The sequence below is a fragment of the Brotaphodocola sp. genome (assembly GCF_050873365.1).
In the GTDB taxonomy this organism is placed as follows: domain Bacteria; phylum Bacillota; class Clostridia; order Lachnospirales; family Lachnospiraceae; genus Brotaphodocola.
This window is the reverse complement of the sequence record NZ_JBNMIQ010000007.1, coordinates 40,964-56,478: the sequence shown is the minus strand read 5'-3', so window position 1 is coordinate 56,478 and position 15,515 is coordinate 40,964. Positions and strand designations below refer to the sequence as shown.

Genomic DNA, 15,515 nt, shown 5'->3' with positions numbered 1-15,515 from the left:
CCAAATGCGGATCTTAAATACAGATCTTAAATGCAGATCTCAAATATGCATTCCAAATGCAAATCCCGGCATACGCTTCCTACTTCGAGGAGCATTATACCATTTATTCCACGCAGGTGCAAGGAATCCCTTATTCACATTTTCCATTACCGTTTCTGCATTGCACAAAATCCGCTCACATCAATCCTGCACGCTCCGATTCCCCTGTTATCTTTTCTTTTATCTTTTCTTCTATTTGTTCCACCTTCTAATCGTATTCTGATAGAGAATCATTCCCACGCTTCCGACAAGCACCTCCGAGATCGGAAATGCCCGCTTTCCGATCTCGATCACCTCACTGCTGTTTTAGAAGATTTTAAGAAGTTGCGTTAGGAAAAACACGAAACATCCCACTCCGAGCAACATAAATACACAGGAAAACAGATAGCTGTCTTTCATCGTCTCCCGACATCTCAGATAACTCTTTGTCGCATAGTTAAAACTCAAGACCGGAACGATGCAGGTTTGCAGACCCATAGCGGTCAATGCGGTTTCTGAATACTGCCCCACAAAAAAGCTGTCCACAATGTTGTACATAGCTTGAATCAGCTGTGCAAGCATGACCGGAGGAGCGATTTTCAATAAAATCCTGGGGATTTTTTCTGTCCGGAAAAGTTCTGTCTTTGCTCCTGCTCTATCATCCTTTTTCATGATCCATTTCCTCCAAAGTCAGATCTAAAACTTCATCCGAAGTCTTTTCCGAGGTTTTTTCCGAAACCTTTTCCAACGTCTTTCCCGAAGTTTCCGCCAACGTCTCTTCCAAAATCCGATCATACTCCATAAAAAGTTCTGTCATCTCCCGGATTCGCTCCTCTCCAATGCGCTTCGCCGTCCGCTCCTCCATAAGGCTTAAGGAATACAGAAGTTTTTCCGAGTATGCTTCCCCGGTTTTTGTCAGCACAAGTGCCTTCTCTTTTCCGAAGGATTTTTCTTTATTGATCTCAAGAATCCCCTCTTTTCTCATCTCTGTGATCACATGGTTCACCGTCTGACGCGGAAGCAGATAAGAATCACAGACCTGTTTCTGCGTGCAAAATCCATATTCCCGAATCGTATAAAGCACCAGCATCCGATTATAGCTGACCTGATTTTCCTTCGCCCACATCGAGTAAACCCTTCGGCACCGAATAATCGCCTGGTTGACCTGATCGTGCAGTTTTTGTATATTTCGATCCATGTTCTCCCTCTTCTTTTAATCCCATTTGGGATTAAAAGAAGTATACGCCTGTGGTTATCTGATGTCAATCCCAGCTTCTTTAAACTTTGTTTTCGCTCAAAATCTATCTTATAATACAGAAAGTCCCGTGACAGCACTCTCTTTTCGAGTCTGCCACGGGACTTTCTTCTATAATCTTCTATCAAAATCGCAGAGTACCACGCCTGACCAACTGGATCAGACGTGGGTGAATGCGTAATGATTTTTAAATATTTTAGATCATTCATTCTTTTGATTCTTAATATATTCTTTTACCGCAGTACTTGTTCGGTCACTGACCGTTCCAATAAAATAGCTCAAACTCCAAAAATAGGGTTTCCAGTAATAAGGTTTCAGTTCCTCTGAAAATTGTTTCCTAATGTTTCGAGAAGATGCAGATTTAAATGCATTTACAAATTCCGCAAGATTTAAATTTGGTTTTGCATCAAACAAAATATGAATGTGATCTGGCATGCATTCAAATGCCTGAATGGTAAGATCACGATCCTTAAAATAGGCTTCCGTGTAATTTCTAAGGACAGTTTCCAATTGTCCACAAATCACGGGATACCGATATTTTGTGACTAAAACTAAATGGTACTGTAATAAAAAGCAACTGTGTCTGTTCACATAATAGCCATCCTGTTTTGAAAACATATGTTCTCCTTTCTCGTTGCAACTGATCATATAATATGATATAATTATATCATGTAAGATTAAGTAATTACAATGTATTTTTATTCAAAAAGAAAGGAGGCAACTGATATGGTATACATGAGAACGGTAACTGTTTGTATCACTCAAAATCATCCTTTATTTGATTATGCAGAAACGGTAACACGTCTTGCAAATCATTTAAGCAATGCGATTCGTTTTCGTCAACGTCAGGTATTAGCGGCGGTTTCCAAACCTGCTACAAATTGGTCAGCCAACGAACAGGAAGTCATGAAAGAAATTCTTGATACCATCTCACAAATGAAACGTCCTGTTCCTGCTCCGACACAGGAAAATCATTTTCTTGGCTATTCCTTTTTGGATTCTGTCATGAAATATACAAAAAATCCAGATTATTATGCAAAAGGACTTCCGCGTCAGACTGCACAATATGTTTTAAAACAGGCAGTTCGAGATATGAAGGCTTTTTATGCCTCCTGTCGTGCCTACGCAAAAGATCCCTCTGCCTTTACCGGAAAGCCAAAACTTCCTGGTTATAAGAGAAAAGGTGGACATACCACAGCAACTGTTTCCAATCAAGACTGTGTCATTCAATTACGAAACGGTAAATGGTATGCAGAATTCCCATTCATAAAAAAGAATCCCGTATGCATCGGATTTCCAATTCCAGATGCAAGACTCAAGCAGGCATGTATCATACCGGAAAATGGTCGTTATCGTTTGACGTTTCAATTTGAAGTTGCAAGAGATCTTCCTGAACCTTCAGAAGAATCTCATCGAATTTGTGCAATTGACTTTGGTGTCGATAATCTCATGGCAGTTACGAATAACTGTGGCATAACATCTCTTTTATATAAAGGTGGACCAGCTAAAGCATCGAATCAATGGTATAATAAAACTATTGCGAAACTTGTAAGTGAACAGACCCTTCAAACAGGAAAAAAATTTGTACCAAACGAAACCTATTACGCAATTACAAACCGACGAAATGATCAGGTCTCTGATTATCTGCATAAATGTGCAAAACACTTTATGACATGGTGCGTAGAAAACCGTATCGACACCGTTGTCATGGGTGTAAATAAATACTGGAAGCAGAATTCTGGGATCGGTCATCAAAATAATCAGGAGTTTGTACAGTTACCCATCACAAAACTTCGCGAAATCATTCACTATCTTTGCGAATGGAACGGAATTCGTTGCATCGAACAGGAAGAAAGCTATACTTCAAAAGCAAGTTTTCCTGATCACGATCCGATCCCGGTATATCGAAAAGGAGATTTCACGAAATACACGTTTTCTGGTAAGCGCAAACCGACTCACTATGCCGGAATGTATAAAAAAGAGGGATTTCGTGGTCTTTATCAAACAAAAAATGGTACCATCATCAACTCCGATTTAAATGGATCTGCGAATATCTTAAGAAAAGCATATCCACAAGCCTTTGACGGGGAAAGTCTGCCTTGCTTTGAAAATGTTTTTATCATTTTTCATCCTGATTATGAGGATCAGAAAAGAAATCGTCAAAAACAATTACAAGCAAAAAATTCGTCCAGTAAATCAAAAGAAAAGAGAGCGCGACGAAAAGAACGCGCTTTTCGTCAAACTGTCGCTTAAAAGTAATCCCATTGGGATAGGGCTTTGTGAATAGCCATAAGCCACTTATCGTAGTCTTTCGGAAACCACGCCTGATGGCGTAGGAAACGGAGACTTCAGACGTGGTAATTCATTATTTTTTATCCATTCTCTATCTAATATTATTTATTTTATTGTATTACATTTATATTAGGGAATTGCCTTATATCGTTTTGCCCTACATCTAAGTATTAACGTGCAACCTGCTTTTCCAAAAGCTCCGCTAAAAATTCCACAGTTTGATCCAAAGCAGACACATCAACCTTAAACCTGTCGCTGTGCAGATTTTCACTCGGACCTGTTCCGACTTTGATATAAAGACCTTTTATATCGCTTCCCTCCGGGACGAATTTGCTGAAGTCGTCGCCGGTCATTGCCGGATCCAGAATCACATTTTGCAAACCACACTTTTGCGCCAGATCTTTTGCTGACTCACACAATTCTTCATCATTGATGACGGCTGGCGGGCCTTCCTGCCAGCTCACTTTCGTCTGTACACGCCCTCCTTGGTTCATGCCTTCTGCGATCCGATAGATCTCCTCTTTGATCCGGCTTCGATCCTTCCCGTCCATCGTCCGCACGGTTCCCTCTAAAAACGCAGTTTCCGGAATCACATTCCAGGTTGCTCCGCCCTCAAGATGTGTCACACTGACAACACCCGCATGGAGCGGACTCAAACATTCTGGAACAATGCGCCCAAGTTTCTCCACCACCGAAACGGCTGTCGTGATCGGATTGACTCCCAACTGTGGAGTCGCCCCGTGAGTCCCCTTTCCGCGGATGTCAATCCGAAATCCATCCACCGCTGCCATCACACTGCCAGGCTGGATCGATACCTGCCCCGGTCGAAGGGTTGGCTCCACATGAAAGCCGAAAACCTCCGAATATTCGGGCAGATTTCCATTTTTTCGCACATATTCTGCGCCACTGGCAACTTCCTCGGCGGGCTGAAAAACAAAATAAATTTTCCCTGTCAAATTTTCTTTTCTTTGATTTAGAAGAGAGGCTACTTTCAGAGCTACCGTCGTATGAAAATCATGACCGCAGGCATGCATGAATCCCGGATGTTCTGACACATAGGGAAGCACTGTCTTTTCCTCGATCGGAAGCGCATCGATGTCCGCGCGAAAGCAGATTGTTTTCCCATTTGTCTTTCCGGACTTTTTTCCTTCCACCACCGCGATGACACCAGTCTCTAGCTCAGCCGGATGCAGAGTAAGCCCCTCTTCCTTTAAAATCTCACGGATTTTTGCAGTCGTCTCATGCTCCTGAAAACCGGTTTCCGGATGTCGGTGAAACCAGCAGAACAATTCTTTCCAGTCTCTCTCCATGTTTCTTTTCGCCCCACTTACCCAAACCTAAATATGTAACGCAACTTACAGCGGTGCTACGATCTCTGAGATCGCAACGAGAGTCGCCTCTCCGCTGATGGTAATCCGATTTTCTTTTTGGAGGGTGCAGTGCAAATATCCCCCACGCTTTGATGCCTGATAGGCGAAAATCTCTTTTTTCTTTAATTGATCTGCCCAATAGACAGCGATTTGGCAGTGTGCAGAACCGCAGACCGGATCTTCCGCAATGCTCAATTTCGGGCAGAAACTGCGTGATACACAGTCCACATCCGTTCCAAGCGCCGTCGCATTCTGAATTCTTCCCTCGATTCCAAGCAGAAGCTCCTGATTGGGCTTCATCGTCCTCACAACATCCTCCGACTCAAACACACACACCAGATCCAGTCCCAGCACCGCTTTTACCGGGCGCACGCCAAATGCGTTTTCCATCGCATCGGTAACCGGAATCTCCCGCAACTCATAGGTTGGAAAGTCCATTTCATATAAATCTCCATTTCGATGAACCGTCAGCGCCCCGCTGAGTGTATGGAAGGTTACCTCCCTGCTGTCGTTCTCATAATAATTCAAAATCACATATGAGGATGCCAGGGTGGCATGACCACACAATTCCACCTCCGTTCCGGGTGTAAACCAGCGGAGATGATACCCCTCTGTCTCCTTCACGATAAATGCTGTCTCGGAAAGATTATTTTCCATTGCCAGCTTCATCATGGATTCTTCCGATGGCCAGTGATCCATCACACAGACCGCAGCCGGATTTCCCGAAAATGGCTGATTCGTAAATGCATCTACAAGATATTGTTTCATTTCTGTTTTCCTCTTTTCCGCTTTTGCCCTTGTTCCGCTCTGATAATTTCCGAGAGCTTGACCTTGCGTTCCCCATTCTCTATCTGATTTTTTCTTTTCTCTGGCAATTTTTCAAATAGACCAAATAGAGCACCAGCAATCTCACCGATCTACCCAATTTGAATCAATCAGAAGGCAATCAGGAAGATTTCTTGCTCACGGCGTGTTAAATCCGTTATGCCTGATTTGCCATACGATAAATCGCAATCATATCTTCTAAATAGAGAACCTTCGCTGAGCCTTTATGACCGCCCGTTGCTCTCACACAGGACTCCGCCATCTCCCTGATCTGCTCATCCGTCGGCGCGATCCCAAGCTCCTTAAAGTTGACCGGCATTCCTATCTCGCGGTAGAAATCTTCCATCGCCTCAATTCCCTTGAGCGCAGTTTTTTCATCGGTATCTTCCGGGGTGACTCCCATCACCCGAGTTGCATAGCGCACAAATCTCGGCAGGCAATTTTTATACACATATCTTGCCCAGCTCGGCCAGATTGCGGAAAGACCGGCGCCGTGTGTTACATCAAACATTCCGCCCATCTCGTGTTCCAGCATATGGGACGCAAAATCACCGCCATCGTTTCCGCAACCTGTGAGTCCATTGTGGGACAGGCTTCCCGCCCACATCACCTCTGCTCTCGCCTCATAGTTTGCCGGATCATGATGAAGAATTTTTGCACATTTTATCACTGTGCGGAGAAGTCCCTCTGCAATCTCATCGGTGAGTTCCATATTTCCGCCCTGCGTAAAATATCTCTCCATCGTGTGCATCATAATGTCCGCACACCCTGATTCCGTCTGATAATCTGGCAGACTCATCGTCAGCTCCGGGTTCATGATCGCAAATTTCGGGCGGGCAATATCGTCGTTGTAGGATCGCTTTTCTCCGGTCTCTTCATTGGTAATCACACAGCTGTTGCTCGTCTCACTGCCCGCTGCCGAGATCGTCAGAATGGACGCAATCGGCAGGAAGTTCTCCGCCTTGCGCTTCTTTTCAAAAAGCTCCCAGACATCCTTTTGTGGCTCTGCCAATCCATAGGAAATCGCCTTTGCAGAGTCAATCACAGAGCCACCACCAACTGCAAGAATAAAATCAACATCCTCTCTCTTTCCAAGCTCAATTCCCTCTCTCACCTTCGACAAGCGCGGGTTCGGCACAACTCCGCCCAGCTCCGTATAAGCGACTCCAGATGCTTTTAAAGATGTCTTTACCCGGTCAATCAGACCTGATTTTACAGCACTCTTCCCACCATAATGGATCAACACCTTCTTCGCACCATACGTCTTAATCAGTTCCCCTACCTGATTTTCTGTACCCTTTCCAAAGATTACTTTTGTCGGGGAATAATACCCAAATCCAAACATGATCCTTCTCCTCCGTACCGTTTCGTATCGTTGTTGTTTATTTTAGTGACTATTTTACTTTTTTCCTGTAATTGTAACACTTTATAATACGAATATATCAGAAATCACACCGATTCTCAAGATAATTGGAAGATGAGATGAAGATCTCAGCAGAGCTGACCAAAAGTTACTGTATGTGGAATCGGAATTTTCTGAACTGAAAATTCTGTATGATGCCGCGGTGGATAACTAAATCACTTGTATATTAGCCTTGTAATAAAAAATAGAAATTCATAATAATCATAATACTTGCAATTCCCATAAATATAAAATAGATAACCTTACTCCCTTTTGACTCCACTTGCTTTACACAAAATGAGAGATACACAATCCATGCAAAATAGGCAATAAATATCAACCCGCTTCTATAAAAAATAGCAGAAAGAAAAAATAACGTATTAACAATTTTCATCCCATTTTCAGAAAAGAGTATTTCTTTGATTCTACGCATATCCCACCTCCACAACGTTCTGCTCATTTATTTGATATTCGATTAATTTCCTCTTTCAATGCCTTAATCTCTTCTAGAATAATCACCGTACATCCAACTATAAGTCCCGCCAAAAGAATAATCCCTCCATAAATAGGATATAAAAAGGATTCTGCGACACCACCACCAAGCACATTGGACAATAAGGACCAAATCCCTGCTCCCGGAAAAACTATCAATGCAAACATAGCAATCATCGCAATCAAAATTTTACTCATTATGCTCTACCTCCATTCAAACCACTACATTTTTGTGCGCTTCTTTTTGTTTCATAATCTCATCTTTCTTCCAAGTTGCCAACAAGATTTCCATCCGTTATATCTGTTATTATTATAATATATCGCATTAATATCTGACAATAAACAGCAACTTACCGTTTTCTTACGTATTTCTTTGTAAAATATTTTTCACCCTCATCTTTTAACAAACCGTGTAATAAAAAAACGGAGCCTGACTTTCGCCAAGCTCCATTTTCGCCATCACTGGTCATCACTCATATTTTTTTCAAATATATCAACTGTATGATTGTTCTGTCAGCTGAATCCATGTACATTTACGCATCAAAAAAACACGTTTTACAGGTGAAGGACACGGTCACGGATTTCCTGAGTTCTTCCCTGGTTCCAGAACTGGGTTCCGATGTATCCGCAGGTACGGCGAGCAACGGACATCTTGTCCTGATTGCGGTTTCCGCAGTTCGGGCACTCCCAGATCAGCTTGCCGGTCTCGTCCTCGACAATCTTGATCTCTCCGTCGTAGCCACAGCACTCGCAGTAATCGCTCTTCGTGTTCAGCTCTGCATACATGATGTTGTCATAGATGAACTTCATCACAGAGAGAACTGCCGGGATGTTGTTCTGCATGTTCGGAACCTCAACGTAGCTGATTGCGCCACCCGGGGACAGCTTCTGGAACTCGGACTCAAATTTCAGCTTGCTGAATGCATCGATCTCCTCAGTTACATGAACGTGGTAGCTGTTCGTGATGTAGTTCTTGTCGGTGACTCCCTTGATGATGCCAAAACGCTTTTGTAAGCACTTTGCAAACTTGTAGGTCGTGGACTCCATCGGTGTGCCGTATACGGAGTAGCTGATGTTCTCTGCCTTCTTCCACTCGGCGCACTTGTCATTGAGGCGCTGCATGACTTTGAGTGCAAACTCCTTGCCCTCCGGGGAGGTGTGGGACTTGCCCATCATGCGGACGCACATCTCATGGAGACCTGCATAGCCGAGGGAAATCGTGGAGTAACCATCAAACAGCAATTTGTCGATCGTCTCGCCCTTCTTCAAGCGAGCGAGTGCTCCGTTCTGCCACAGAATCGGGGCAACGTCGGAAATCGTTCCGAGAAGACGCTCATGACGGCAACGCAGGGCGCGATGACAGAGCTCCAGACGCTCCTCGAGAATCTGCCAGAATTTCTCCATATCTCCGTCGGAAGAACATGCCACATCGACCAGATTGATCGTCACAACGCCCTGGTTAAAACGACCGTAGAACTTGTGGCTTCCGTCTGCATTGCGCTGAGAATCCTCGACAGTCAGGAACGAACGGCATCCCATGCACGGGTAAACATTTCCGTTCTTCATCTGCTTCATGATCTTTGCGGAAATGTAGTCCGGAACCATGCGCTTTGCGGTACACTTTGCGGCAAGCTCGGTCAGATGCCAGTACTTGGAATCCTCGGTGATATTATCCTCGTCAAGCACATAGATCAGCTTCGGGAATGCCGGGGTGATCCACACGCCCTTCTCGTTCTTAACTCCCTGCATACGCTGAATCATCACTTCCTCGATGATCAGGGCAAGGTCGTCTCTCGTCTGTCCCTCCGGAACCTCGTCGAGGTACATGAAGACCGTCACAAACGGAGCCTGACCATTACAGGTCATCAGTGTGATCAGCTGATACTGGATTGTCTGGATTCCGCTCTTAACCTCCTCGCGCAGACGTCTCTCGACAACCTTGTCGATGATTGCCTCGTCGAGGGACTCTCCGCACTCCTTGCGCTCCTCAATCACGTTCTTGCGCAGTTTCTTACGGCTGATGTCCACGAACGGCGCAAGGTGAGCCAGAGTGAACGACTGACCGCCGTACTGGTTGCTCGCCACCTGCGCGACGATCTGCGTCGTCACGTTGCAGGCTGTGAAAAAGCTGTGCGGTTTCTCGATCATCGTCTCGCTGATCACGGTTCCGTTCTGAAGCATATCTTCAAGGTTGATCAGATCGCAGTTATGCTCTTTTTGGGCATAGTAATCCGTATCATGGAAGTGAATGATTCCCTCCTCATGAGCGTGCACGATCTCCTCCGGGAGCAGAACGCGACGGCTCAAATCCTTGCTGACCTCTCCTGCCATATAATCTCTCTGTGTGGAGTTGATGACCGGATTCTTGTTGGAGTTCTCCTGCTTGACCTCCTCGTTGATGTGCTCGATCAGAGAGAGAATGCCATTGTCCGTCGTGTTCGACTTTCTCGTCAGCTCTCTCTTGTAGCGGTAGCGCACATACTTCTGTGCCACCTCATAACCACGCATCTCCATAATGCCGGTCTCGACCATGTCCTGAATGTCTTCCACATTGATCGCATGGGTCGCTTTGTCAACCGTTGAGGCAATCGTGTCGGCAACCGCCTTGATCTGATAATCGTTCATCTGGTGAAGTTTGTCCACACTCTGATTAGCCTTCCGAATTGCGTTGACAATCTTGGCTTCGTCGAAGATAACCTCCTTGCCATTTCGCTTAATTACGTTGTTTTTCACGTCTGTGCTCATCTTCCCCGCTCCTACCTACTATATCTTGTTAAATATTTGTTTTCGTCCAACTATATATGGTGCGAGTAATATCATACTACAAAAGTACTCTTCTGAAAAGGGGGAATTTTGCAATATTTGTTGAATATTTTATTCCCATGAGTTATGATAAAATAGCATGTAAAATGCGGGTATTTTACGCAAATTTTTTCTAAAACAAGACATTACAGGAGGATTCCATTGAAACAACAAATAAGAAAAATCTTGTGTTTTCTGCTGGCCTTCCAGATCTTTTCGATCACTGCATTCGCCAAACCTGACTGGCCGGCTGACACCGGAATTCAGGCAGAGGCAGGCATCGTGATGGACATGGATTCCGGAGCGATTCTCTTCGGACAGAACATTCACGTTCCCTATGCACCGGCAAGTATCACGAAACTTCTGACTGCCCTCGTCGTGCTCGAAAACTGTGATCTCGATGAGACTGTCGACTTCACAACCGAGGCTGTCAACAGCGTTGACCCGGACAGCGGAAATAAGCTCAGCATCGTTGCAGGAGACCAGCTCTCCGTTGAGGACTGTCTCTACTCCCTACTTCTCGTCTCCGCAAACCAGTCCGCAAACGCCCTTGCGATCCACACTGCCGGAAGTCTCTCCGGATTCGTGGATATGATGAATGAGAAGATCAAGGAGCTCGGCTGTACGGAGAGCCATTTTGCCAATCCGTCCGGTTTGAGCAACAGCGACCAGTATGTGACCGCCTACGACATGGCTCTGATCGGTGAGGCTGCCTACAACAACGAGGAGCTCTTAAAAATCAGCTCCACGACGAGTTACAAGACTGCACCGACGACGAACAATCCGAACGGAAAGACTCTCCAGCAGGAGCACCGTCTCGTGATCGCGGAGGATGCCTCAAGTGAGTTCTACACGCCGTCCGCAGTTGCCGGAAAGACCGGTTACACCCAGGCTGCCGGAAACACGCTTGTGACCTACGCAGAGCAGGATGGACGCCGTCTGATCTCCGTTATCCTGAAAGGTCAGCCACGCCAGTACTTCCTCGACACCCAGGCACTCCTTGACTTTGGCTTCCGCAACTTCAAAAATGTGGTAATCGCGGACGCGGAGGAGCGCTATGTAACCAGAAATGACACGATCGATCTCAACACCGGTTCTTTCAAGGCATCGGATTTAAAGATCGAACCTGACAAGGTCATCACCCTGCCAAATGACGCCTCGTTTGACGACGCAGAAGTCTCTCTCGACTACCTGCCGGACGAGTTCCCATCAAATGCAACGGCAGTTCTGAAATACACCTACAACGACCGCGCAATCGGAAAAGCCTTCCTTCTTGCAAAAGACGGAGTCAAGGTCAATAACGGCGCAGAGCCGGAGACGAGCGAGCCGGAAGTTGAGAGTACCACGGCGGTCACAGAGCTGGAGACCACAGCCCCTGCTGAGACAAAGGCCGATAACCAGAAGACTGGTCTTGGGCAATCTCTGAATCTCTCTTCCACACAGACGATTCTTCTGATTGTTGCCGGTGTCATTGGTCTTCTCGTGATCGCACTGATTCTTCTGATTCTGTATCGCCGTCATGAAGAAAAAGTCGCCATGGCAAAGCGCAGAGAGCGCCGTCGCCAGCGCCTTCAGGAAGCCGGTGAGACAGATGCCTTTGAGAAGTTGATGGCAGAGCGCAGAGAGCGCGATTCCCGCCTCAGAGAGCAACAGAGAAATGCCGTTCATGAGACTTCGGAGCACACCGAGGATGAGGAAAATCTGGACTCCGATGAGGATGAGGTAACGACCACAGATCCCGCAGAAAATGATTCTGACGATGATTTCTAAATCCATATATCTCAGAGTGGATGTCCCCCCTCCTCTATAGGTGGAGGTATCACAAACTTTCTCAGGAGGGGAGACAATCCCCTTCTGAGTTATACGCTCCGTGAGCGTCGACTTGAAAATAACACAACACAGAGCGAAATAAAAAGAAACAAAAAAAGATAAGATAAAAAGAGACAAACAGAAACAAAAATAAACAAAAAATGCCTGATCAGCACTCACAGACATAACCGTGAATGCCGATCGGGCGTTTTTTCTCTTTCCAGGCATTTTTCTCTTCCCAAATTTCTCCCAGATTCTTCCCGGATATTTTTTATTTTCCGTAAGTGATTGCCGAGTAAGCGTCGAGCATCCCTCCACACGCAACCTTGTCGGTCAATGTGTCGAGTTTTCGCGCTGAGTTGAGAATTACATTTCTCACATCTTTGAGTTCAAGATCGGTGCGGTAAGAGTACAGAAATGCCGCCACTCCGGTCACCATCGGCGCTGCCATCGAAGTTCCCGACATGAAGCCATATCCATCGGTGACGGTGCTGACGATGTAGGTTCCCGGAGCTGCAATATCCACGTTCTTGACGCCATAATTTGAGCTCGCCTCAAGGTTTCCATCAAAGATCAGATTTGCGACGGAGATGATATTGTCACAGTCAAAACCTGACGGATAATCCGGAGTCTCATCGATGTTGATGCCCTTTCCCGCCGAATCGCCGTTTCCGGCAGATACGACAAAGAGCATCTTGGAATCCCTCATCACCTGCTCAAGGTGCGGGTAATACGTCGTCGTTCCAAAGCTCAGGTTGCAGATTGAAGCGCCGTTTGCCTCAGCATACTGAATCGCCTGAATCACCGCTTCTTCCTCACCGAGACCGTAATCCGTTCCGAGCACCTTGACCGGCATGATTTTTACATACTTATTGTCCGCAATTCCCGCAATTCCATCTTTTCCACGGCTTCCCGCGATCGTTCCCGCACCGTGAGTTCCGTGGTCATCCTCTTTTCCCACATAGATCTGGTTCGTGTTGTTGAAAAAGTTCCAGCCGTGCACATCGTCCACATAGCCGTTTCCATCGTTGTCGATTCCGTCTCCCGGGATCTCCCCCTCGTTCGTCCAGATCGAATCCTTCAAATCCGGATGATTGATGTTGATTCCCGTGTCAATCACGGCGACTGTAACATTTCTTCGCTCCGAAGTCGTGTCCTGATCATACAGCTCCCACGCCGGAAGGATGTTGATGTCAATTCCCTTCACTGAGGTGATCGTCGCCTGATAGTAGGCATCCGGACCGGAGACCGGAGCCGGAATTCCAAGATAATTGGCGAGATCAATCCGCTTTGCAAGCTCTGGGTTGCTGTTCTCAAACTTATTCTGGATTTCTACATACTGAAGCTCCCCATCGTTCTTGAGCCCCCACTGATAGCGGGCATAGGGATCAGATGCAGACAGATTCTCCTCTCCCGGACCGTAGACCCGGGCGGAAAATGGCATCTCCGTTGTTGCTTTCTGCCCTGCATTTTCCATTTCCGTGTTTCCCATTTCCGTCTGCTCCGCATAGACGGCAAGCGGAAGATTTCCTGCCAGAAACACCGCCATAAGCGGTGCAATCACTCTCTTATAATTCTTTCTTGTCATATCTGAAGCTCTCCTTTTCGCGCCCTGCATGGGAGGTATCCCCGATTTCAAACAGAAACATACTCAGTATAGCACAAATCCGCGAATGCGTCACGGTCTCATTCATCCGCGATATATAACTCAGAGTGGATGCGCAGTGATTCTGATGGGAAGATGTCAGCAGAGCTGACCGGAATCACGCGCCAAGTCTCCGCGAGCGTTGACTTGAACTGCGATATACAATTACTGTATACCGTTATCATATACAGTTATAATGTGCCGTTGCAATCTACAACGCAAAAGAAGCGCCAAACAACAAGAAATCTTGTCATTTGACGCTTCTCCTATTTATCGCGCTCTAAACAGTGGATAATTAGAAATTCTAATTACTCAATGATAGAAACAACACGGCCTGAACCTACGGTTCTACCACCCTCACGGATAGCGAAACGAAGACCCTGCTCCATTGCTACCGGATGGATCAGCTCTACGGTCATCTCTACGTTATCGCCCGGCATGCACATCTCGGTGCCCTCCGGCAGCTCGCAAACGCCGGTAACGTCGGTTGTTCTGAAGTAGAACTGCGGACGGTAGTTGTTGAAGAACGGAGTATGACGACCACCCTCGTCCTTGGTCAGAACGTAAACCTGAGCGGTGAACTTGTGATGGCAGGTAACGCTGCCCGGCTTAGCCAGAACCTGGCCACGCTCGATATCAGTTCTCTGGATACCACGAAGCAGAGCACCGATGTTATCACCAGCCTGAGCCTCATCCAGAAGCTTACGGAACATCTCGATACCGGTTACAACGGTCTTCTTAACGTCATCCTTAATACCAAGGATCTCAACCTCATCGTTCAGATGAAGAACACCACGCTCTACACGACCGGTAGCTACGGTACCACGACCGGTAATGGTGAATACATCCTCAACCGGCATCAGGAACGGCTTATCAGTCTCACGCTGCGGATCCGGAATCCAGCTATCAACAGCATCCATCAGCTCAAGGATCTTGTCGCCCCACTCGCTCTGCGGATCCTCAAGAGCCTTCAGTGCGGAACCCTGAATGATCGGGGTGTCATCGCCCGGGAACTCGTACTCGTTCAGCAGCTCACGGATCTCCATGTCTACCAGCTCAAGCAGCTCCGGATCGTCAACCATATCGCACTTGTTCATGAATACAACGATGTACGGCACGCCTACCTGACGGGACAGCAGGATGTGCTCACGGGTCTGAGCCATAACACCATCGGTTGCTGCTACTACCAGGATAGCACCATCCATCTGTGCAGCACCAGTGATCATGTTCTTAACGTAGTCAGCATGTCCTGGGCAGTCAACGTGTGCATAGTGTCTCTTCGGAGTCTCATACTCAACGTGTGCGGTAGAGATGGTGATTCCACGCTCTCTCTCCTCCGGAGCCTTATCGATATTCTCGAATGCAACAGCCTCACCAGTGCCATATCTCTCGTGCAGGGTCTTGGTAATTGCTGCAGTCAGAGTGGTTTTACCATGGTCAACGTGGCCAATGGTACCAATGTTACAATGCGGTTTGGTTCTTTCAAACTTTGCTTTTGCCATTTTATAGCGTCCTCCTTAATTGGGCCCATTTGGGCTTGTTGATTTATAATTAGGCTGTTTACAATTATATGCTATTTGCGCAATATTTTCAAGCCTATTTTCC

13 protein-coding genes are annotated in these 15,515 nt (G+C 46.3%); 2 read left to right on the top strand and 11 right to left on the bottom strand.

Going from position 1 to position 15,515, the window contains the following annotated elements; translation table 11 throughout:
* Positions 1–345 precede the first annotated feature (345 nt).
* The 3 genes from ACR0QT_RS05315 to tnpA all read right to left on the bottom strand — a co-directional run bounded on the left by ACR0QT_RS05315 (position 346) and on the right by tnpA (position 1,891).
* Positions 346–690 carry a hypothetical protein gene (locus tag ACR0QT_RS05315; RefSeq protein ID WP_432629819.1) on the bottom strand — a complete coding sequence of 115 codons (345 nt, stop codon included), beginning with the start codon at positions 688–690 and terminating at the stop codon, positions 346–348.
* Positions 677–1,216: a hypothetical protein gene (locus tag ACR0QT_RS05310; protein ID WP_432629818.1), complete on the bottom strand. Its 540-nt coding sequence runs from the start codon at positions 1,214–1,216 to the stop codon at positions 677–679. The genes ACR0QT_RS05315 and ACR0QT_RS05310 overlap by 14 nt, the downstream gene beginning before the upstream one ends.
* Before the next feature lie 258 nt (positions 1,217–1,474).
* Positions 1,475–1,891, bottom strand: a complete 417-nt coding sequence (gene tnpA / locus ACR0QT_RS05305; RefSeq protein ID WP_432629817.1) for an IS200/IS605 family transposase — start codon at positions 1,889–1,891, stop codon at positions 1,475–1,477.
* Positions 1,892–1,999: 108 nt separating this feature from the next.
* Between tnpA and ACR0QT_RS05300 the strand changes: the two genes are divergently transcribed.
* Positions 2,000–3,526, top strand: a complete 1,527-nt coding sequence (locus ACR0QT_RS05300; protein WP_432629816.1) for an RNA-guided endonuclease InsQ/TnpB family protein — start codon at positions 2,000–2,002, stop codon at positions 3,524–3,526.
* A gap of 209 nt (positions 3,527–3,735) precedes the next feature.
* On the opposite strand, the gene ACR0QT_RS05295 is transcribed toward ACR0QT_RS05300, so the two are convergent.
* The 6 genes from ACR0QT_RS05295 to nrdD form a co-directional block, all read right to left on the bottom strand.
* Positions 3,736–4,875 carry an amidohydrolase gene (locus tag ACR0QT_RS05295; RefSeq protein WP_432629815.1) on the bottom strand — a complete coding sequence of 380 codons (1,140 nt, stop codon included), beginning with the start codon at positions 4,873–4,875 and terminating at the stop codon, positions 3,736–3,738.
* Positions 4,876–4,920: 45 nt separating this feature from the next.
* Entirely contained in the window at positions 4,921–5,703 is a 783-nt protein-coding gene (locus ACR0QT_RS05290) for a PhzF family phenazine biosynthesis protein (RefSeq protein ID WP_432629814.1), read from the bottom strand.
* Positions 5,704–5,917: 214 nt separating this feature from the next.
* Positions 5,918–7,105, bottom strand: coding sequence for an iron-containing alcohol dehydrogenase (locus ACR0QT_RS05285; protein WP_432629813.1), 1,188 nt, complete (start codon positions 7,103–7,105; stop codon positions 5,918–5,920).
* Between the two features lie 244 nt (positions 7,106–7,349).
* The gene (locus ACR0QT_RS05280; RefSeq protein ID WP_308450932.1) at positions 7,350–7,595 is read right to left on the bottom strand and encodes a hypothetical protein; all 246 of its coding nucleotides are present in this window, start codon (positions 7,593–7,595) and stop codon (positions 7,350–7,352) included.
* A gap of 23 nt (positions 7,596–7,618) precedes the next feature.
* Positions 7,619–7,852: a hypothetical protein gene (locus ACR0QT_RS05275; protein WP_432629812.1), complete on the bottom strand. Its 234-nt coding sequence runs from the start codon at positions 7,850–7,852 to the stop codon at positions 7,619–7,621.
* Between the two features lie 357 nt (positions 7,853–8,209).
* Complete coding sequence (gene nrdD / locus ACR0QT_RS05270) at positions 8,210–10,399, bottom strand: anaerobic ribonucleoside-triphosphate reductase (protein WP_432629811.1); 2,190 nt, start codon at positions 10,397–10,399, stop codon at positions 8,210–8,212.
* Between the two features lie 219 nt (positions 10,400–10,618).
* On the opposite strand from nrdD, the gene ACR0QT_RS05265 reads away from it, so the two are divergent.
* Positions 10,619–12,226: a D-alanyl-D-alanine carboxypeptidase family protein gene (locus ACR0QT_RS05265; RefSeq protein ID WP_432629810.1), complete on the top strand. Its 1,608-nt coding sequence runs from the start codon at positions 10,619–10,621 to the stop codon at positions 12,224–12,226.
* Positions 12,227–12,536: 310 nt separating this feature from the next.
* Here ACR0QT_RS05265 and ACR0QT_RS05260 read toward each other — a convergent pair whose 3' ends face one another.
* A complete protein-coding gene (locus ACR0QT_RS05260; protein ID WP_432629809.1) occupies positions 12,537–13,853 on the bottom strand; it encodes a S8 family peptidase in 1,317 nt (438 codons plus the stop codon).
* A gap of 365 nt (positions 13,854–14,218) precedes the next feature.
* A complete protein-coding gene (gene tuf / locus ACR0QT_RS05255) occupies positions 14,219–15,412 on the bottom strand; it encodes an elongation factor Tu (RefSeq protein WP_432626499.1) in 1,194 nt (397 codons plus the stop codon).
* Positions 15,413–15,515: the final 103 nt, after the last annotated feature.